The organism is Rubripirellula tenax (assembly GCF_007860125.1).
In the GTDB taxonomy this organism is placed as follows: Bacteria; Planctomycetota; Planctomycetia; order Pirellulales; family Pirellulaceae; genus Rubripirellula; species Rubripirellula tenax.
Genome location: NZ_SJPW01000002.1, coordinates 1343279 through 1362885, shown reverse-complemented (window position 1 = coordinate 1362885; position 19607 = coordinate 1343279). Strand labels below are relative to the sequence as shown.

The 19607-nt window shown below is 55.7% G+C and carries 15 protein-coding genes; 4 read left to right on the top strand and 11 right to left on the bottom strand.

Annotated elements, in window-relative coordinates:
* Positions 1 to 188 precede the first annotated feature (188 nt).
* Positions 189 to 4205 carry a PAS domain-containing protein gene (locus Poly51_RS10810; protein ID WP_146457093.1) on the bottom strand — a complete coding sequence of 1339 codons (4017 nt, stop codon included), beginning with the start codon at positions 4203 to 4205 and terminating at the stop codon, positions 189 to 191.
* Positions 4206 to 4610: 405 nt separating this feature from the next.
* Here Poly51_RS10810 and Poly51_RS10805 point away from each other — a divergent pair, with 405 nt between their 5' ends.
* Positions 4611 to 5819 carry a hypothetical protein gene (locus Poly51_RS10805; protein WP_186775467.1) on the top strand — a complete coding sequence of 403 codons (1209 nt, stop codon included), beginning with the start codon at positions 4611 to 4613 and terminating at the stop codon, positions 5817 to 5819.
* A gap of 220 nt (positions 5820 to 6039) precedes the next feature.
* Here Poly51_RS10805 and Poly51_RS10800 read toward each other — a convergent pair whose 3' ends face one another.
* The gene (locus tag Poly51_RS10800) at positions 6040 to 6948 is read right to left on the bottom strand and encodes a DUF1559 family PulG-like putative transporter (protein WP_146457088.1); all 909 of its coding nucleotides are present in this window, start codon (positions 6946 to 6948) and stop codon (positions 6040 to 6042) included.
* Positions 6949 to 7128: 180 nt separating this feature from the next.
* Between Poly51_RS10800 and dtd the strand changes: the two genes are divergently transcribed.
* On the top strand, positions 7129 to 7611 hold the full coding sequence (gene dtd, locus Poly51_RS10795; RefSeq protein WP_146457086.1) for a D-aminoacyl-tRNA deacylase: 483 nt from the start codon (positions 7129 to 7131) through the stop codon (positions 7609 to 7611).
* Here dtd and Poly51_RS10790 read toward each other — a convergent pair.
* The gene (locus tag Poly51_RS10790) at positions 7588 to 8313 is read right to left on the bottom strand and encodes a metal-dependent hydrolase (RefSeq protein WP_146457084.1); all 726 of its coding nucleotides are present in this window, start codon (positions 8311 to 8313) and stop codon (positions 7588 to 7590) included. The genes dtd and Poly51_RS10790 overlap by 24 nt on opposite strands.
* A 225-nt stretch (positions 8314 to 8538) precedes the next feature.
* Between Poly51_RS10790 and Poly51_RS10785 the strand changes: the two genes are divergently transcribed.
* Positions 8539 to 9270: a CvpA family protein gene (locus Poly51_RS10785; protein ID WP_146457082.1), complete on the top strand. Its 732-nt coding sequence runs from the start codon at positions 8539 to 8541 to the stop codon at positions 9268 to 9270.
* A 372-nt stretch (positions 9271 to 9642) separates the two neighbouring features.
* On the opposite strand, the gene Poly51_RS10780 is transcribed toward Poly51_RS10785, so the two are convergent.
* The 4 genes from Poly51_RS10780 to Poly51_RS10765 all read right to left on the bottom strand — a co-directional run bounded on the left by Poly51_RS10780 (position 9643) and on the right by Poly51_RS10765 (position 13456).
* Positions 9643 to 10608: an acetyl-CoA carboxylase carboxyltransferase subunit alpha gene (locus Poly51_RS10780; protein WP_146457080.1), complete on the bottom strand. Its 966-nt coding sequence runs from the start codon at positions 10606 to 10608 to the stop codon at positions 9643 to 9645.
* Positions 10608 to 11576: a serine/threonine protein kinase gene (locus tag Poly51_RS10775; RefSeq protein WP_146457077.1), complete on the bottom strand. Its 969-nt coding sequence runs from the start codon at positions 11574 to 11576 to the stop codon at positions 10608 to 10610. Before Poly51_RS10775 ends, Poly51_RS10780 begins: the two co-directional genes overlap by 1 nt.
* Before the next feature lie 120 nt (positions 11577 to 11696).
* Positions 11697 to 12857 carry a glycosyltransferase family 4 protein gene (locus Poly51_RS10770; protein WP_146457075.1) on the bottom strand — a complete coding sequence of 387 codons (1161 nt, stop codon included), beginning with the start codon at positions 12855 to 12857 and terminating at the stop codon, positions 11697 to 11699.
* Positions 12858 to 12910: 53 nt separating this feature from the next.
* Positions 12911 to 13456, bottom strand: coding sequence for a hypothetical protein (locus Poly51_RS10765; protein ID WP_146457072.1), 546 nt, complete (start codon positions 13454 to 13456; stop codon positions 12911 to 12913).
* A 172-nt stretch (positions 13457 to 13628) separates the two neighbouring features.
* Between Poly51_RS10765 and Poly51_RS10760 the strand changes: the two genes are divergently transcribed.
* Positions 13629 to 14738 (top strand): methyltransferase, encoded by a 1110-nt coding sequence (locus Poly51_RS10760; protein ID WP_146457070.1) that lies wholly within the window; start codon positions 13629 to 13631, stop codon positions 14736 to 14738.
* 81 nt (positions 14739 to 14819) lie between these two features.
* On the opposite strand, the gene Poly51_RS10755 is transcribed toward Poly51_RS10760, so the two are convergent.
* The 4 genes from Poly51_RS10755 to flhA all read right to left on the bottom strand — a co-directional run bounded on the left by Poly51_RS10755 (position 14820) and on the right by flhA (position 19607).
* Entirely contained in the window at positions 14820 to 15617 is a 798-nt protein-coding gene (locus Poly51_RS10755; protein WP_146457068.1) for a FliA/WhiG family RNA polymerase sigma factor, read from the bottom strand.
* Between the two features lie 229 nt (positions 15618 to 15846).
* Positions 15847 to 16116 (bottom strand): hypothetical protein, encoded by a 270-nt coding sequence (locus Poly51_RS10750; RefSeq protein ID WP_246114402.1) that lies wholly within the window; start codon positions 16114 to 16116, stop codon positions 15847 to 15849.
* A gap of 160 nt (positions 16117 to 16276) precedes the next feature.
* On the bottom strand, positions 16277 to 17464 hold the full coding sequence (flhF, locus tag Poly51_RS10745; protein WP_146457066.1) for a flagellar biosynthesis protein FlhF: 1188 nt from the start codon (positions 17462 to 17464) through the stop codon (positions 16277 to 16279).
* A gap of 88 nt (positions 17465 to 17552) precedes the next feature.
* A complete protein-coding gene (gene flhA / locus Poly51_RS10740; RefSeq protein ID WP_146457379.1) occupies positions 17553 to 19607 on the bottom strand; it encodes a flagellar biosynthesis protein FlhA in 2055 nt (684 codons plus the stop codon).

Genomic DNA, 19607 nt, shown 5'->3' with positions numbered 1-19607 from the left:
TCCCATGCTCGCTTGCGCTGGCCATGCGGATAATCCTCCGTCGGCAGGGTTCGTAGTCAGGTAGGGTGCGTGCTCGTCACGCACCATCGAAACACCTCCCGCACACAAGTAGGCACGAGAAGCAAAGTCCCCGTGGGTGGTGCGTGGCAAGCACGCACCCTACTTGGCTTATTTTGTTCAGCCAGGCTCTACGAACCTGCCGTTCGACGTTTGATGAAGTCGACGACTTTGGCAACCTCGTCACTAAGCGGTTTGACCATCTGGGTCAACTCGGCTTTGCCAATGTCTTTCCCGATCTCCTGCAGAGCTTGACCTGCCTCTGCCACCCGATCCGCCCCCACGCTGCGCGACGCACCACATACGGTATGGGCAGCCCGACGCACCGCTTCGAGGTCACCTTCGTCGATAGCGGTGTCGATTTCGTTTAGCCGAACTCGGGTTTCGTCGACATAAATCGCTAAGAGTTCGTCAAGCAGGCTTTCGTCCCCGCGCACCAGTTCCAAAGCGTAGTCGAGGTTGTAGGCTTCGGTTTTCGCGTCAGCAGCATCACCGTTTTCAATCTCATCCATCTTAAAGTCGTCATCCTTCGGATGGACGTTGGCGGTTTCGTCGGCCACGGTGTCGGGTCTATCCCGAGCATCGACGTCAGGTCGGGCTTTCGACGATGTGGCTTTTGCCACCGCAGCTTTCGGAACTGCAGCTTTGGGAACTGGGATTTCCTCTCGAGCCAGGACGGAACCGTCCGGGTGCGGCTCGGCCTCGTCGTCGAAGATTGACGATGCGTTGTCGTCCATTGGCTCAATCAACGGATTTTCAATTTTGACTTCGACGTTGGCCTGAGCAGCCAAGTCGGCTCGTGGGTCTTTTGAAGGTGATTTGCGTTTTTTCGCGGAATTGTCCCTTCGTTCACCAGCATCGGTTTCGTTGGTTCCATCCTTAACGCCCATCGATTGCTCGGACAATTCGCGGTCTCGTCGCGTTGTCAAATACGACGAGTCCTCGAGGCCACCGAGCTGACTTTCGTCGCCCATGTCCAGTGGGGCGACGGAATCATTCTCATGCTCCTCGGCACGAGCGACTCCCATGACCAATTGCAGTTTTTCTTTCAGAGCAGCGATTCGGATCGGCTTGGGGACATATTCATCCATGCCAGCTTCCAGGCATCGTTCGCGATCGCCTTTCATGGCGTTTGCCGTCATCGCAATGATCGGGACGTGTCGTCCGGTACCGAGTTCGGCTTCTCGAATCTTCTGCGTCGCGATCAATCCATCCATCTCGGGCATTTGTACGTCCATCAACACGATGTCGTATGGGTGCTCGTTGAGTTTCTCGACAGCTTCTCTTCCGTTGTTGGCGATCGTGACCTTGTGCCCGCCACCGGACAACACGCCAACGGCCAGTTTCTGATTGATCAGGTTGTCTTCGGCCAACAGAATATCCAGATGCCCCAACGAGTCCTCTTCGTGATCGAACTGATCGGCCGAATGGGCATCTTCGACCGTGTTGACGCCCAGGCAGCGGGTGATCGAATCGAACAGTTCGGATTGCTTGATCGGTTTCATCAACCGCTCGTCGATGTTCAACTTCCTTCGCAATCCGTCTTCACCATCAAGGGTGCCGCTGGTCAGGATGATGACGGGTGTTTTCGAAATGGAAGTTTCATCATTGCGAATCTGCTCCACGAATTCGTATCCGCTTACCTGTGGCATGTGGACGTCGCTGACGATCAATTGAATGGGCTGGCCCATTTCATGCAAGTGACGCAACGACTCCAAGCCCGCTTCCGCTGAATCCGCTTGTCGCGGATCCATGCCCCAGTTGCCGAGCATGTCCTGCAAAATTTCTCGATTCGTTGCGTTGTCATCCACGACCAGCACGCGCGTTCCGCCGATGATCGTTGCACCATGCGCCGCGTGTGCCTGGGAATCACGATCGGCATGCGTAAGTCGTGCCGTGAACGTGAACGTGCTTCCTTCGCCCACTTCGCTATCTAATTCAATGTCGCCGCCCATCAACTGGACTAATCGCAACGAGATGGCCAAGCCAAGACCGGTGCCGCCGAACTTCCGCGTCGTCGATGTATCGGCTTGCTCGAATTCTTCGAATACCGCTTTGCAACGTTCCGGTGGGATTCCGATGCCGGTATCGCTAACCGCGAACTTCAGCACGATTTCATCTTCGGACTGTTCGACCACATCGACCGAGACGACGACCTCGCCGTTCTCGGTGAACTTGATGGCGTTGCCGACAAGGTTGATCAAGATCTGACGAAGCCGGCCGGCATCGCCGATCACGTAATAGGGGACGTCGCGACCGACCCGGAATGCGACTTCCAGGTTCTTAGCATGCGCTTTCATGCCGATCGTCTTCATCGTATCGCCGAGGTTTTCACGAAGCTCAAACGTTCTCGTTTCAAGCTCGAACTTGCCTGCTTCGATTTTGGAGAAATCCAAAATGTCGTTGATGATTGATAGCAGCGACTCGCCGGATTCTTGGACCATCGCCAAAAAGTTTCGCTGACTGTCGTCCAGTTGCGTGTCCAGCACCAAGTCCGTCATTCCGATGATCGCGTTCATCGGCGTCCGAATTTCGTGACTCATGTTTGCCAAGAAATCGCTCTTTGCTTGGTTGGCTTTGTCGGCCAGTTCTTTCGCTTGGACGATGTCCCTCAAGAAGTTCTTTCGCTCGGTGATGTCATGGCCGATGCCGACAATCCCGATCACCTCCTCATTGACATCTCGCAGCGGTACCTTGGTGGTCAGGATCCAGCGTTGGTTGCCAGTCTCGTCGACGAACGATTCTTCGTTGTCCACCAATGGTGATCCGCTACGCATCACGATTTGATCATCCGTGACGAAATTGCACGCCATTTCGGCCGGAAAAAAGTCATAGTCGGTCTTGCCGCGAATCTCGTCAAACGAATCCGCGGACAACATGTTCACGACCGCGGTGTTCGCGGTAATGAACCGGCCACTTCGATCCTTCACAAAGATCTGACTTGGCACATTGTTCATGATCGTCTGAAGCAGATCCCGCTCGCGTTCAAGCTCCTGCTCGGCTCGCATTTGCGACGAGACATCTCGCGAGATTCCGAACATGCCAATGATCTCGCCGGTACGATCGCGCAGAGGTACTTTCGTCGTGCTGCACCAAAGCGATTCGCGATTAGCGAACGCTTGCAGTTCGATCTTCGCTAGGCTCATTTCGCCAGAGGCCAAAATTTTCAAATCCTCGGCAATGGAATCCTTGGCGAACTGGCGCTCGAAGAAGTCCAGGTCGCTCTTTCCAATGCAATTGCGAGGATCGTCGACGCCCAGTCGTTCCGCGAAACTGCGGGACGTCCGGATAAAGCGACACTCGGTGTCCTTGAAGTAGATTCCGTCGGGAACGGTATCCAACAGGATCGAGAACAGGACGTGTTCAAAGTCATTCGTGTGACCATTCGTTTCCGATTGCGTCACATCCCAGAACATGATCTGGATCCCGATCGTTTCTCCGCTCTTTTCACGCAGCGGCGTCTTCCAAACTTCGACATGCGTTTCCTTGCCGTCCGCGTTGTGATGCCGTTCGACGTAGTGGTGAAGTTGGCCTTCCGTGATCACTCTCTGGTCGTCGGCGTAGTACTTTTTGGCGAGCGGAGCAGGGAATAGGTCGAAGTCTGTCTTTCCCAGCACAGCACTTTGCGCCAATTTCATAACATCGCAGGCCAGCGAGTTCGCATACGTGATGCGACCTCGCATGTCTTTCCGAAGCACGCACAACGGCAAGCTTTCAACCAATGAAGTCAACGCGGCATCCGAACTATCCAGCGACTCTTTGATCAAACTAGTTTTCGAAACGTCCCGGCTGACACCGCAAAGCCGGTTTTCCGATTCGCTGGTCTTCGTCAACGTGCAGCGATCAAGAATCTGACGCTCGCCGAATTCGCCCTGAATCCTGTATTCAATCTCTACCGATTCATTCGGGGTCATTCCACGAACCCTATTCAACACAGCGTCACGATCGTCCGGATGAATCAGCGAAACTCGTGATTCCGGATCAGAAATGAGCGTATTGGCGTCGATGCCGAACACGATTTCCGCCTCGGTATCGACCCACTGCCAAACCTCTCCGTCCGCTCGACAGACCCAAGCGCACTCCGATCGAAGCCCAGCTAGTGATTTACGCAGTATGGACTGCTCTGTCGCATCGGAAGAGTTGTTCATCGCGAAGTGGTGTCAATTGAGAAATGCGAGTAGAGGCGAGGATTCCGAAATGGAAAATCCAATGCTGGACGGCCGGCTGAATTCAAAACGGGCGGTGTCACGCACCCCCCAATGATACCTGCGGCTCGCCCCCGTTCCATCGAAACGACTTTAAGAACGAGGGTGCAGTCCAGTTTTGGCGTAAGAACACTTGGTATCCTGGTCGATTCGACATTTTGGCCATTCAAACGCCAAAAACGCCGCAATTTAGACCGAATGCACCCGCCTTTCGGCGGAAAGTAGGATTCGGTTCACTCCAGCTTGGCGCTCGTCTTGCGGCTCAGCCCCCAGTCGCGGTATGTCAGAGTGATGAGTCTTGCGTTAGCCGTGTACCGAGTGTTCCTACTATCCCTCGCCGGGATTTTCGTGAGCGTGGGATCCGTGCGCGCAGCGCGACCCTATGGCGAAATGGGTGATCCGGCTCTCGCGATGGTCGAGAGCGGGGAACTGGAGAATAGGGAACTCGAGAACGGGGAACTTGCGAGCGAGGAACTCGAGAATAGGGAACTCGGCGAGCACGTCGAAGATTGGTTTTCGGCAACCGACAACGACCATGAATACTTCGTTGACCCTTTCGCGATCGACATTCCGTTGATTTTGGAGTCCGATCGGTCGATCCTCGGAAGCAGGAATACCGACGATGAGTTCACGGATCGCGATCGGCCAAACAGCGGTCGTTTTGTGATCGGGGTGGAGTTCTTGCTTTGCGATCGCAGCGGTGACCTAGCTGACCAATCTAGCGATACGTTCGGTGAAACCTACAGCGGATGGAAGGGACGAATACTGGAGGCTGGCGGTCTTAAAGTCTCAATGAATCGAGTGGATCGACTCGACAGTCCGACTTCGTGGGGCTGGGGCGGTTCAGTGGCTCTCATCAAATCTAGGCAAGAGGTAACAGCAACAAGTACGCGTTTTTACCTCTCTTACGCTCCTTTCGGATCCGCCCCGAGTGAAGTGATTCAATCGGATAGCGATCACTGGAAATACAACGCCAGTCTTCTGCATCTATCGCTGCATCGCTTCTACCGCGAGCAAAGCGAACTTGGTGCTCTGGACTACTGGGCAGGCATAGCAAGCGTCCAAAATATCGAAACCGTACGCGTCACAAGTTCGGGTTGGTCGGAGACTGATGGAGCGCGCGTCGACCGTAGAGTTCTTAATTTGTCGGGTTCAGCGTCGCGCGACGCGGATATCGAGAATCTGCTGTTTGGTCCCGAAATTGGGATTCGGCAAGCATCTTTGTTTGCGAATCGCATCGAGTTTGGTGCGTTCTTCAAAGCCGCAGCCCTGTACAACCGCGCAACGCTCGCTCGGAATCCCGAGGGTGTAGCACGCCTCGTCATCCCGAGTGAATTGAACTCGATTTCATTGCAGGATGGTCCTTCCACCTTTCATGAGTTCTCGCCGATGTTCGAAATCGGTGCGAGCACGCGACTGCATCTGACTCGCTTTGCCAGCGCGTACGCCGGAATCCAGCACGCTCGATACTACTGGCAACATACCTACCAAAGCGGCGAAGACACGGCCACGACCCAGTTCGCAACGCTTTCGTTGGGGCTAGCCGCGTCGTTCTAGCGACAGCGTCGCACCAAGATCGTAGAACGACTCGCTTGCTAGCGGTTGAAGAGGGAGCTACCCAAATTTTGGTTACTAAAATAGTCGACTGAGGAACCAGACAAGGGGGCAGGGCAGAGAACTACTCAGTGTAGATTGACGACGCCTTCAAGCAATGTGACAACTTGATGTTTAGCGTTCACATTGAAAGGCGGCTTGAGTGGTTTCTATGATCAGCACATCAATCCAGAACATCATCCGCCAGTCGCTCGCCGCCTTGGGGTGAAACCAAGGCGCGGAACACGGCCGGGTCGATCGTGTCGGCGATGAAGTGACCGCGACCGTCTGTGGTGACAACGGTGACGCCGCCGGTCGATAGTCCGCCGGGTTCGTTGCCCAGATTGGTCGAAATGTTTCCCTGCATCCGCGTGACATCCAAGTCGATCGGTTCGGTCCACATCTGAGACGTGACGACCGCTTCGGTTACCAAAATCGTTTGCGACAGGTCATCCGTTACGTCCGCCGGGCCGAGCGAACCGCGACTTGGGAAAAGCGTACCCGGGCCTGTGATCAAGTAATAACTTGATTGGCCGTAGAGGCCGTTCGCGTTTCCAGAGGGGTGTTGATAGACCGAGGGAGCACCGTAGCCGGCCGCCTCGATGTTGATGGGATGATCCCAAGCAAGATTTAAATCGAACCGGTTGTAAAGATCGTCTTCGCCCAGGTAGGGCAGCAAGAGAACTCGCCAAGAGTGCAGGGCGGCCTGTTTGGAATCGCGAAGGATCGCGGGCGGATAGGTACCCTGGTCGGCTGCGTAAGCGTTGATCGCCGACGCGATCCGTTCCAGATTTCGAATCGATGCCGTTTGCTCGCGGTTGCTCGCCAGTGTCGACATCGTTTGACCGCCGAAGCGAATCATGGCGAACAGCAGGCTTCCAATCAAAAGGAACGCGACAACGATGGCTGCGATCCAACCGACGGATTTCGTTTTGCTATTGGACGGGGGCGCCGACGGGGCAGGGGAGGGCGTCGAAAAACTTGGCATCTGGATCTTGGCGCCGCATGTCACGCATTGACCCGCCAAACCGCTGTAGCGATCATCGACTTGTGTTTTCGTTTGACACTCGGGGCAAGTAAACAAAAAGGGCATATTCAAGGTCCGCGTCAGTGATTCGTTGCCGGCGAGTCTATTTTAGCAAAGTACTGCTGGCGTTGTCGCTCGCCATCGGGGCTGCCAGGGTCAATGGAGGCATCGGGGAGCGAATCACATGCGGGCGCCGCGTGTTGAAAACCATCGTCCAGTCCAACCTTCAACCAAGACGATCGATAAATGCGAGTTGTGATCCAAAGAGTCACCCAGGCAAGCGTCCATGTCGATGGCACCGTGGTCGGCGAGGTCCAGGGTGGATTGTTGGTGCTTGTCGGGATAGGGCAGGGCGATACGCAATCGGAAGTGCGTTGGCTTGCTGAGAAAACCGCGTCACTACGAATTTTTTCCGACGGCGATGGCAAGATGAACCTATCGATCAAAGACATCGGCGGATCGGCATTGGTTGTTAGCCAGTTCACACTGTTGGCCGATTGCCAAAAGGGACGACGCCCGGCTTTCACCGATGCGGCCGATCCGGATATCGCGAAACGCTTGTATCAGCAATTTGCCGAAGAACTCGCCATCCTTGGCGTTCCTGTCGAGCGAGGTGTCTTCGCCGCAGATATGAAAGTCTCACTGGTCAATGATGGGCCGGTAACGATCGTCATTGATCGACACCCCAGTGCTCAAGTTGGTGCGTCAGCGCCACGGGGGCCAGCTTAAACCCTGGTTCATCGCCGGATCGGGCTGTGCGATGTAGTGACGTTCCAGCAAAGTACGCGAACGAATTCGTTCAACGATTCCGTGGTCGCCAATCGCCAAGTAGATCAACAGTCCCAGCTGAGCATAGACCGCCGTGTTCGCGACCATGTTAGGGCCGATGAACTTTAAAGCCGTGCCAAACGATTTCTTCAATCGAAACCCACGACGAACATCGATCGCCCAAATCTCATCCATGACCAAGTGGGTGACGAAGCCAAGGACGACGGCGATTGACTTGTATACGCGAATGGATTCACTAGGGCAGGGCATCACCAAGTAAGCCAACATGCCAGCGACCATTGCTGCCGGGATACTGTGCCACATCCCGCGATGCACCGTGTAGCGTTTAAAGAACTCGACGGCAACGAAACGAATGGCAATGTAGATCAGCATCGCCGCCAGCGCCATCGACTCGTGCGAGATTCCCAAATCACGAAATCGATCAATCATCAGCATCGGCGCGACCGCTGCCACGAACATGCTGGTTTCGCGAAGCGGCACTCCGGAATCGCTATCCAGGTCAGGAAGCATGCCGCTGACCGCGCAGAGTCCACCGGCCAATAGTCCGCTTTCGATGGACATGGATTGCGAGACAACACCCCAGTAGCCGTATCCGACTCCGACGAGCGTGCTTCCGGTTATGTGCGATTTAAAATCTGCCACTCGGTTGGCCAGGGCAGGGTAGTGGACGAAAAATTTCCAGCCCTTCGTAAATACTCAATTTAGGGTGGCCAACGCCAGCGCAACCCAGATTGATCTTCGAGCATTCGACGCCGATCGCTATGATCCGGTCACGGTGAGCCCGAAGGTTTTTGCTATCAACGCCCTTCCCTTGTTTTCACCCTGTCGTTTCGTTCGCATTTTCTCCCCGTCGCATGGATGTGTTTGATGGAGATTTATGACATCGTGATGTTGGTCGTGCTTATCAGCGCGACGCTTTACGGCGCTGTCAAAGGATTCGCATGGCAACTGGCTTCGATCGCATCGATCTTGGGCAGCTACATCGTCGCATTGAAGTTGCGTGAACCGTTCGCGCAATCGATCAGTGTCGAGGCGCCGTGGAATCGTTTTCTGGCGATGCTGATCCTTTACGTTGGAACGTCGCTGCTAATTTGGGTCGCGTTTCGAATGGTCAGCGGATCAATCGATCGGATGAAACTTCGCGAGTTCGACAACCACATCGGCGCGGTTTTCGGGCTGTTCAAAGGCGGCCTGTGCTGCATCCTGGTCACGATGTTTGCGGTCACGCTTTCTGGTGAGCGGGTTCGCGAAGCGGTCGTCAGCAGCAAAAGTGGGATTTACATCGCAAAAGTTCTTGACCGCAGCCAATCTGTGACCCCGCCCGAAATCCACGACATCATCGGTCCGTACATCGAGCGTTTCGAAAGTCAGTTCGCAGCCGGATCGACAGACGCGGGTGGGACCAGTCCCGGTGGTGGTGCGATCGAATCCGCCGCGTCCTGGTTGGCGTCCGGGCCAGTTTCACCAAGTACCCAATCGGGGCCCCAATCGAACTCTAGCTCGATCCCGTGGCAACCGTCGGCCGTCACGTCGGAGGACGCCCGAAATTGGGCCGCCCAGCAGGCTCGCCAAGCTGTCGAATCGACCTTTCAAAGATGACGCGTTAGCGTGCTTGGCGATCGGTCGCGATGATGTTTTGAAGCGTTGTTTCGAAGCCATGTTCGGAGTCGAAATCCGAGTCGAAATTTTGACGGTTGTCGGCGAGAGTTTCTGCACGAAATTCTGCCCGCTGACGAACGAAGCAAACGATCTAGGGCATGGCTATCGCACGTACCGTTGGGACACAGCGATCCGATGCAGGGTACGGTTCACGGGTACGGTTCACGGGAATGGTACGTCCCGGCACGGGAAAGAGCAGAAACGCGTCATACATGGGGATTTCGATACCTCGAATACAACATAAGAGGCATTATCGGACGTTGCGGGGCGGTCGCGATTGCTCGGTAATTGCCGCTCTTCCCACCTGCTGGTCTATGCCGGCAGTTCCATGAAGACGCCGATGCGACGGAACTTTTCGTAGCGGCTATCAACCAGTTCCTGGCCCGTTTTCGTTTCCAATTCGGTGAGCGTTCGCGACAGATAAGTCTTCAGCCGCGATGCCATTTGGTGGTGATCGCGATGCGCGCCGCCGAGCGGTTCTTCGAGCACGTCATCGACGACTCCAAGCTTCTTCAAATCGCGGCTGGTGAAGCGCAGTGCGGCGGCGGCTTTGGGTGCATGTTCATGACTCTTCCAGAGGATTCCGGCGCAGCCTTCGGGGCTGATCACGCTGTAGTAGGCATGCTCCAAAACCGCCACTTTGTCGCCGACGCCGATCCCCAGTGCACCGCCTGATCCGCCTTCGCCGATGACGACACAGATGACCGGCGTCTTCAGCCGGCTCATCATGAACATGCTCTCGGCGATGACTTGGGCCTGGCCGCGCTCTTCCGCACCGATTCCAGGGTAAGCGCCGGGTGTATCGATAAAACAAATTAGCGGCAGTCGGTACTTTTCGGCCAATCGCATTTTGACCATCGCCTTGCGATAGCCTTCGGGGTGCGCACAACCGAAGTGGCACGCGGCGCGCTCTTTGTACGTTCGCCCCTTTTGGTGTCCGAGCACCATCACCTTGAAGCGGTCCAGTTTGGCGAAACCCGAAAGCATCGCGCGATCGTCGCCAAAGTGTTTGTCGCCGTGCAGTTCGACAAACTCATCGAATGCCAAGTTCAAGTAGTCTCGCGTGTAGGGACGGTTCTTATGGCGAGACACTTGAACGGTCTGCCACGCGTTCAACGTGCTGTACGTTTCGCGAAGTTGTTTGACCAACTCGAGCCGCAGCGATCGCATTTCCGTTTCGACTTCGTCGGTCCGATCGGTCTGACGTTCAAGCGTTGCGATACGTTCTTCCAGAATCGCAATGTTCGATTCAAATTCTAGTCCAGGGCCGCCACTCATTATCGTCCTCCCGTTGCTTGTTGACCGCTGCCGTCGTCGTCATCATCCAGTAGTCCCTGGTCCTTCATCAACATGTCCTCGGCACCTCGGATGCCCGGCATGCTGTCAAAGACACTGATCTTCGGTTTGCGAGGCCGTTTGTTGAAGATTTCAATACCGCGCAATACCTTCAGAAACTCCCACATCGACGGCGGGCGACTGTCTGGTTTCTTGGCCATCATGCTTTTGACCAAGTCTGCAAACTCGCGGCTGACGTTGTCGTTGTGAACGATGGGGCTGGGGACCGATGCGGTCAAGTGTTTGTTTAGCAAGTCGTTGGGCGTATCGCCCGTATACGGCGGTTTGCCGGTTACCAATTCATAGAGGACGCAGCCGAACGCGTAGATATCCGTTCGCTCATCGCACACCTTACGACGAATTTGTTCGGGGGCCATGTAACTGCGTGTACCCCGAGCGACCTTCGAACTGTAGAGCAGCTTGCTCAAGCCCGTTTTCTTTTTTTCAGAAATCGTAAAGTCAATCAGCTTCACAACCCCTTCGCGGCTGACCAGAAAATTATCCGGCTTGATATCGAGGTGAATCCAATTCTTGGTGTGCATGTAATACAAACCCTCGGCTGCTTGTTCGACGATCTTGTCAAGCATGAAGGCGAGTGATTCAGGTCCGCGACGGAGCGCCTGCTTCATGTTCAGTTCGCTGAACAATTCGAGCACCAGGTAGACGCGTCCATTGTCTTCGCGATAGTCGATGACCTTGATGATCCGCGGACTGGCCAAATCCTTGGCGACGTTGTACTCGTGCTTCAGCAGCGCGATCTCTGCCTTGTCGGCCTTGTTCTCACGCAGCATTTTCAACGCAAAGCGGTCTTGCGTGTTTTCGTCAATCGCTTCCCAGATATCCGCTGTACTGCCTTGACGGATCAAACGGGCAAGTCGGTACGGGCCAAGGAAGTCGCGTGATTTCGACATGGATCAGATGGCTGGGAACGGAAGATGAAGGGCGATGCAATCAATATTGTCGGTCAGGTAATTCGACATGATAACGCAAGCTTTCACCACCCGGGTAGTTCGCCCGCCGACGCCCCTGGATTACGTTTGGGCCAATACCTGCTGGTAAAGACGGCGAATTTCGCGTGTCATGGTCTGGTGGCGGAATTGGTCGGTAAAACGCGACTGCCCTTCCCCGCCCATCCGACGTCGCATCGCTTCGTCCGCGGCCAAGGAAACCATCGCCTGGGCTAATCCGGAAATGTCCTGGGGATCGACCAAGAATCCCGTCTCGCCGTTGATCGCAACCTCACGGGCCCCGTCGACGTCGTAGCTAATGATCGGTTTGCCAGCGATCAAAGCTTGGGGAAGCGCGCGGGCAAGCCCCTCTCGATAGGACGTGTGGGCAAGCACATCCATTGCACCAATCAGCGACGGCACTTCTGCTGGCGGCACCAGTCCGGCAAACACAAAGTGATCGCCCAGGCCCATGGATGCGATCTGCTGCTGAAGTTCGGAGCGTAGGATCCCATCGCCGACCAGCAAGAATCGAACGTTCGGATTCTGGCGAACAACGTCTGCCGATGCCTCCACCAAATCTTTGTGCCCTTTCAGGTGAAAGAGTCTGGCAATCTTCCCGATCACGACATGGTCATCGGTGAAGCCAAAACGATTTCGTATCTCCGTTCGATGGTCATTCGCGTTGACGAACGGTTCCACGTCCATGCCGCTGTAGATGGTTTGAAACTTTTCTCGTGGTGCAACGCCCGCGTCGACCATCAGGTCGGTCATCGCATCGGCAACGCTGACCATGCGATGGCAACGACGGGCGGCCCAGCGTTCGCATCGTTTAAAAAACTCTCGCGCAGCAAATGATTGATAGGGATGAAAGGGGGCACCATGAACCGAGTGAATGACCGCTGGAACATGCTCGCCCCAAGCGACGGCGCGTCCAAGGAGTCCGCCTTTGGCGCTGTGGGTGTGAACGACATCGGGGCGGAAATCGCGAATCGCTGCTCGAATGTCTCGACTTGCTTTCCAGTCACGCGCCGGATGGATCGAACGACGCAAACTGTCCAACATGCGAATCGGCAACTCCCCTGCCCTACCCTCGCTTAACAGGTCTCCTTCGGGGCCCACCGCCGGCCCCGTGATCAAGAGCACGTCGTCCGCGTGATCGCGGATCAAGTCCAAGCAATTCAGTAGCGTATTCTCTTGCGCACCACCGATGATCATACGTGTGATGACGTGAGCAATTCGCACGACAAGTTACTCTTGCGACGAGTTTGAAAATGGCAATCCGTTAGAACGCTGTCTTAAAGCGCTCGGATGCGACGGATCAGTGCCATCGCCTCTTGAGCCTTGTCGATGCCGCCAGCCAAGCGAACGAACTCGACGGCTGCTTCCAAGAGTTCGATTCCCACAACCGCATCGGAATCGTTTGTGGGCGATGTGGCACGCGAACGTCGCGCCGAACGGATTGATGTTGTAGAGGAATCCAGCGACGCAGTGTTGTCGTCGCCAACAACTTTCGTTGCTTTCGTCTTCGACTTTGTCGATCCTTTGGGGCGGCCACGTCGCTTGGCGACGGGTTTTCCCGCTTGCTTGCGTTGCTTCACTTTGACGCTGGCGACGTCACCGACTTTGACTCCGTATCCGGACAAGGCGGCGACCACATCGATATTTCGGGCGCCCGGATTCGCTTCGAGGTAGTCACGAATACGCTGGCTCTTGCTGATCATCGGGTTCCCCTTGCCTGCTGACTTGTGCCGACCCGTCGAGCCTGATTCGACAACCGTTTGGTCATTTGAATCATCCAGTTGTTCCGATTCGTCATCGGGCTGAGGTGCTGAGTCAAACATAGTGCAGTTAAAAAAGATGCGAGTTTTCACTTTCGGCCAAGATCCGAAACAATCGACATAAGTTTAGGTCTTTGCCAGAAGAGTCGCGACCGTGTCCGACCGGGGCTTCGCTTAAGAGTCTTATTTCCAACGCCTTCTTTGGCTTTACGGCAGTATTATCTACAATCGCCACATGACCGAGCCTGCCGAGAACTACCCCAATCCGCCCTTCCCCGCCGCGATGGCACCTTTGCCGTCCGAGAGGTTGGCGATGGATCGATTGCCCAGTGTCGTTAACAGTGTCGTTACGGGGGCGATCGAGACCTGTGTTGTTATGTCGCCGGGACGTGGTCAAGCGGGAGCGATGGTCAAAGCGATGTCGCCCGACGCCACCGTGATCCAGTGGTACGTCGATTCATTTCGAGCCGCTCAATCGACAGCGATCGTTGCCCAAGGCGACATCAAGATCGACGTGGTTTGTTCTTCCGATCTGCCCGAGATTGCCGTCGATTTGGCCGTCCTGCCAGTGCTGAAAAACGGCGAAGCGGAAATGAATCGTGACCTGTTGCAACAGGCTTACCAGCGGCTTCGCGTCGGCGGGCACTTGATTGCCGCGGTCAATGCGCCGCGCGACAAGTGGTTGCTCACCCAGATGCAATCGATGTTTTCCAAGGTCCACTGCCACAGCGATCAAGACGGCTGGGCGTACGTTGGGAAGAAGCAGGGTGAGCTGAAAAAAGTGCGTTCGTTTGATGCGGAGATCGAGTTTCTTGTCGATGGTCGTGTCATGAAAACCTTCTCACGTCCATCGGTGTTTTCGCACCGATCAATCGACACGGCGGCGAGGGTGATGATCCGTGAAGTCGCGATACCGTCGGGCGCGAACGTGTTGGAATTGGGTTGTGGCAACGGCGCCGTCGCGATGGCCGCAGCCGTCCGGTCCGTGACCGGCCATGCGTATGCCGTCGACTGCAACGCTCGCGCGATCGAGTGCGTCACGCGTGCGATGGACGCCAACGAGATACGCAACATGACGCCAATCCTAAACCATGACGGTGTGTTGCCTGATGTTCCACCTTGCGACATTGCGCTGCTGAATCCACCCTACTATGGTGATTTCGCGATCGCCGCCCATTTCATTCGGACCGCATCGGCCAAGCTAAAGCCCGGTGGTGATGTTTGGGTCGTCACCAAACAGACCGACAAGTACGAAAACCAATCTTGGCCGGGACTCGTTTGGCACTCGGTCATCCAGGCACAAGGTTATGACTTGATCAACTATCGGAAGCCGGTTGCGTCTTAGACGAAAGCTCTTGGTAACAACGAAAAACGGCGGCTCCGTTTGGAGTCGCCGCTTTCGATTTTCAAGTGAGTTGATGCCTGGTTAGGCGCCGAATTCCAAGCGTCGATAGCCCAGTTGCTGCTGCAAGCGGTTCACGATCGACGTGTGCATTTGGCTGACTCGCGATTCCGACAGATCCAATGTCGCGCCGATTTCCTTCATTGTCAATTCTTCGTAGTAGTAAAGAATGATGATCAGGCGTTCGTTTCGGTTCAGACCCTTGGTGACCAATCGCATCAGGTCATTCTTCTGTACGCGAATCGTCGGGTCTTCACCCTTCTTATCTTCGAGTACGTCGATCTCGCGGACGTCTTTGTAGCTGTCGGTTTCGTACCACTTTTTATTCAGCGATACGACACCAACGGCGTTGGCATCCGATTGCATTTTCTCGATCTCGGCGATCGGAAGTTCCATGTGCTCGGACAATTCGGCGACGGTCGGAGCGCGGCCGTGTTTGGTCTCGAGCGCCTTTTTCGCAGCAGCCAACTTGCTGGCTTTGCTGCGAACCAAGCGAGGAACCCAGTCCATCGTGCGAAGTTCGTCCAACATCGCACCGCGAATTCGCGGCACACAGTAGGTTTCGAACTTGACGCCACGATCCATGTCGTACGCATCGATTGCGTCCATCAAGCCGAAGATGCCAGCGCTGATCAGGTCGTCAAGCTCGACACCGTCGGGGAGACGTTGCCAAATTCGCTCGCCGTTGTAGCGGACCAAGGGCATGTAACGCTCAACCAACCGATTTCGGAGGTCCTCATAATCGAGAGCATCCTTTTCCAGCTTCTTGAACTCTTGCCAGACTTGTAGGATCTCGTCGTCGGCTGTGGCTGTCGCTGCCATCCAATCCTCCGTGAAAGTTTATGTATCGCAGCGTCGTGCTGCACTGGCTTCGGCCAAGAGAAGTGTCTTCGCCGAAACCCACCGTTAATCCAACTGATTGTTCACCGAAAGTGAATCCGCTGAACAATCTCACATCCTTCGCAACGAGAATCCGTCGGCGTTCATGCCAGCATGGATCTTCGTCTCAACTTCATCCTCACTCGCCGATCGAGAAGACAGCCTTGTCATCTCATTCGCCACGCGATTCTGTACTCTTTGTTGCCGCGTCGGTCATTCCGCTGCGGTACCATTCCACTCGAGCCCGAAAACTTCTCTCGATCGAATCACGGACCAAATAGTCGGTGATCCAACCCGCGACGTATCCGAACGCTGCAAACGCGATCATTGCCACAATGGCTTCGCTTGTGACGTGTCCCGCTAGTTCGCCGTTGACTGCACCCCGCAGGACCACCAGGGCCATGGCGAGAGCACCAAGTGATGCGGCAAAACTTCGTGACACGTTACTGTTCGTTTCGTCAAAGTCGTCGTGTTAAGTGTTCTGGGTTGGTTCGTCCCGGCAAAAAAAGAATTGCTCAAGTCAATTTTGTTTTTCGCGAAACGCCTCAGTTTCAGTATCGGATGTTCCGGGGCGGATCATCAGTCTTTCTTTTTTAATTCTTTCACGCAGCTTCGATGCGATCGAGCGTCATGCGGGCTGGCAACAGCCGTGACAATAAATATTCACGTTCGGCCGTCGCAATGTCGTCGGGCACCTGTTGTCCGTTGGTGACATAGCTAAGTGGAATCCCTGCGAAGCCATCGTTCGCGGCGATCGCGGACAGCACACCGGCGGTGTGCGGTGTCTCGTCAAGCTTTGTCAGGATTGCCGATGTGGGTTGAACGGGCGCAAAGCCGTCCAGGGTTGTCTTGATGACGCTTGCCGAACTATTGCTGCTCAAGACTAAGTGAGTCTCGTCGGGCTGAGCGCTGTGTAGCATTTCAACCAGTTGATCGATGCGTGCATCGCTTCGCGGGCTGCGACCGGCTGTGTCAATCAGAATCAGGTCCACGTCGCCGAGTCGATCGAGGGCTGGACGCATCTGGTTCGCTGTCTCGACGACCTCCATCGGCAGATCCATGATTTCGGCGTAGGCCTTTAATTGTTGGACCGCTGCGATTCGGAACGTATCGATGGTCAGCAATCCGACGCGGCGGCGGGCTTCGATTCGAAAGCCTGCGGCTAGCTTTGCAACGGTCGTCGTTTTACCGACTCCGGTCGGGCCAACCAGGGCAACGATGCGTCGATCGCCAGGTTGAGTCAAAATCGGGTTTCCGATCCGCAGTTCTCGTCCGATCGTTCGCTGCAAGTGTTCGAGCCAGGGTGTGCCGGAGACAAAGTTCCCGCCCGGCGCGTCACCCAAACCGGCGGCAAAGCTGGCCGTCGCAGTCAACCATCGATCGGCGGTTCGCTGTGCGACACCTGCGCTAAGCAGTTCTTCGCGAAAGGCTTGCAGTGGGATCGGCAACGACGAGGTGCTGCTTGGTTGTTCACCAAAGTACCCTTCCCTGCCCTGATCCAGATTGGCCGGCGCGTGGCGGACTGGCGAGTTGTGGGTTGGCACATGCTGTGTCATGCGAATCGAAGCAACGTCCATTGCCGGGGCGGCAAGTTTCGTTTTGGTGGTGGCCACGGATTTTTCGTTGTCTTTCAAGCCCGCGGTAACTTCGACATAGGTTCGCCCGAGCCAGCCCATCCATCCGTCGCGGACCTGCCGCGTGTGCAGCACGGAGGCATCCGGACCCATCTGGTGACGGATCTGTTCCAAAGCGTCTTGCAAACTTGCCGCTCGAAAGGTGCGAATATGCATGGGGGGAACGTCGGAAAAATGGAAATGGAAAGTAAACCGTGGCGGCATCAGTCGATCCGCCATGGAAAAGGACTCTGGCGATCGAGCGTTATTGGTCGCTGATCACGCCGTGAGATTCGATTTTTGTGTCTTGTGTGATTTCGTTGTACGAAAGGACTCGCAGTCGCGGCAATGCCGACGCAGCAATTTGTCGGAGCCCCGGTCGAATTCGAGGACTGACCAGAACGATCGGTGGCCGACCCGCCGTGACTAGCTTCTTAACGCCTTCGCGAATCTTGTCGCAAGTCGTATCGATGGCCGCAGGACTCATTCGGATAAACAATCCGCGTTCGTTGTGTTCGATTCCGGCGGCAATGCGATCTTCCATCGCCGGATCAAGCGCCAGGACGTGCAGTCGGCTCTGCTCGTCGCGATACCGAGAGCTGATGGTTCTTGCCAAACGATGGCGAACGTATTCGCAAAGCCAAACGGGATCTTTCGTCCGGCCGGCAAAGTCGCCAAGCGTTTCCATGATGATGCCAAGCTGACGAATGGGAACGTCTTCGCGAAGCAGCAGATGCAGAACCTGTTGAACGTCACTGATTTTCATCAGGCCCGGGACCAGTTCGTCCACCACGGTCGGGGATGCTTCGCGCAATTCATCGATCAAGTGTTTCGTCGCATCTCGCGACAAGAGTTCGTCGGCGTGTCGACGGGCCAGTTCTTGCAAGTGCGTCGCCAGCACCGCGCCCGGTTCGACCGTTGTGTATCCATAGATTGCTGCTTGTTCGCGGCGCATCGGATCGATCCAGACGGCCGGTTCGCCGAAGGTTGGATCGCGAGTGGGTTCGCCGTCGATGACACCCGTCGTGTGGCCGCTGTCGATCGCCAGCAAACGATCGGGAAGCAATAAAGCCTGTCCGATCGGATTGCCTTGGATTCGAATTTCGTATTCGAACTGGCCCAGCGTCATTTCGTCGCGAACGCGTACCTTGGGCAGGATAACGCCGATGTCGGCGGCGATCGCATTGCGGACGCCCGTGATTCGCTGCATCAGGTCGCCACCGCGCGCCGGATCGGCGAGGCTGAGCAATCCCAAGCCAATGGAAATCTCCATGGGATCGATCGACAAGAAATCTTCGACGCGTTTTTCGGGCGGCGCTGCTGCGGCAACGCGTTTCGCTTCGGCGGCGCTCGCGTCGTCGACGCCCTGCTTGGCCGTTTGACGATTCATCACCACTGCCAAGCCGATGCATCCGATGCCAAGAGTGGCCATTGGGATCGCAGGCAAGTTGGTGATGATCAACAGCATCAGGAATCCGCCAGCAACGAACAGAGCTTTGGGATTGCCGAACAATTGTTGCAGGAACTGAGTTGGCAAGCTCGCCTTCTTTGCGCTCCGTGTGACCAGCAAGCCAGCGGCCAAAGAGATCAAGAGAGCAGGCACTTGGCTGACCAGTCCGTCGCCAATCGTTAACTTCGTGAATAGGGCTGCGGCTTCGGTCACGGTCATGCCCGCGTGCATGACGCCGATGTACAGACCGCCGATCACGTTGACGAACGTGATCACGATGCCGGCGACCGCATCACCGCGAACAAACTTACTGGCACCGTCCATCGCCCCATAAAAGTCGGCTTGGCCGGCAACTTCTTCGCGACGTGATTGGGCTTGTTTTTCGTCGATCAAACCAGCATTCAAATCGGCGTCGATCGCCATTTGGCGACCCGGCATCCCATCCAATGCAAATCGGGCGGCGACTTCACTGATCCGGGTAGCACCTTTGGTGATCACGATGAATTGAATCAAGACGATGATCACGAAAATGATCACGCCGACCTCAATTCGGTCTCCAGCGACGAATTCGCCAAAGCTCTCGATCACTCCCCCGGCCGCGCCCAGCCCTTTGCCATCGGCACCCGTCAAAATCAATCGCGTCGTCGCAACGTTCAACACCAACCGCGCCAATGTTGTGGCGAGCAGCAGGGAAGGAAAAACGCTGAACTCCAACGGAGTGGAGATGTAAATCGTCGTCACCAAGACGATCACACCAATCGTGATGTTGGCAGCCAGCAACAAGTCCATCAGCGCCGGTGGCAGCGGAACGAGGATGACGACCAAGCAACCGATGATGCCCAGGGGCAACACCAGGTCGCGGTACTTCAT

What these genes read in the sequence shown, in the direction of transcription:
- Poly51_RS10785 (WP_146457082.1), top strand. Translation starts at nt 8,539, where the DNA reads ATGGAGATTTATGACATCGTGATGTTGGTCGTGCTTATCAGCGCGACG.
- flhF (WP_146457066.1), bottom strand. Translation starts at nt 17,464, where the DNA reads ATGCATATTCGCACCTTTCGAGCGGCAAGTTTGCAAGACGCTTTGGAA.
- Poly51_RS10775 (WP_146457077.1), bottom strand. Translation starts at nt 11,576, where the DNA reads ATGTCGAAATCACGCGACTTCCTTGGCCCGTACCGACTTGCCCGTTTG.
- Poly51_RS10755 (WP_146457068.1), bottom strand. Translation starts at nt 15,617, where the DNA reads ATGGCAGCGACAGCCACAGCCGACGACGAGATCCTACAAGTCTGGCAA.
- dtd (WP_146457086.1), top strand. Translation starts at nt 7,129, where the DNA reads ATGCGAGTTGTGATCCAAAGAGTCACCCAGGCAAGCGTCCATGTCGAT.
- Poly51_RS10760 (WP_146457070.1), top strand. Translation starts at nt 13,629, where the DNA reads ATGACCGAGCCTGCCGAGAACTACCCCAATCCGCCCTTCCCCGCCGCG.
- flhA (WP_146457379.1), bottom strand. Translation starts at nt 19,607, where the DNA reads ATGAAGTACCGCGACCTGGTGTTGCCCCTGGGCATCATCGGTTGCTTG.
- Poly51_RS10800 (WP_146457088.1), bottom strand. Translation starts at nt 6,948, where the DNA reads ATGCCCTTTTTGTTTACTTGCCCCGAGTGTCAAACGAAAACACAAGTC.
- Poly51_RS10810 (WP_146457093.1), bottom strand. Translation starts at nt 4,205, where the DNA reads ATGAACAACTCTTCCGATGCGACAGAGCAGTCCATACTGCGTAAATCA.
- Poly51_RS10780 (WP_146457080.1), bottom strand. Translation starts at nt 10,608, where the DNA reads ATGAGTGGCGGCCCTGGACTAGAATTTGAATCGAACATTGCGATTCTG.
- Poly51_RS10765 (WP_146457072.1), bottom strand. Translation starts at nt 13,456, where the DNA reads ATGTTTGACTCAGCACCTCAGCCCGATGACGAATCGGAACAACTGGAT.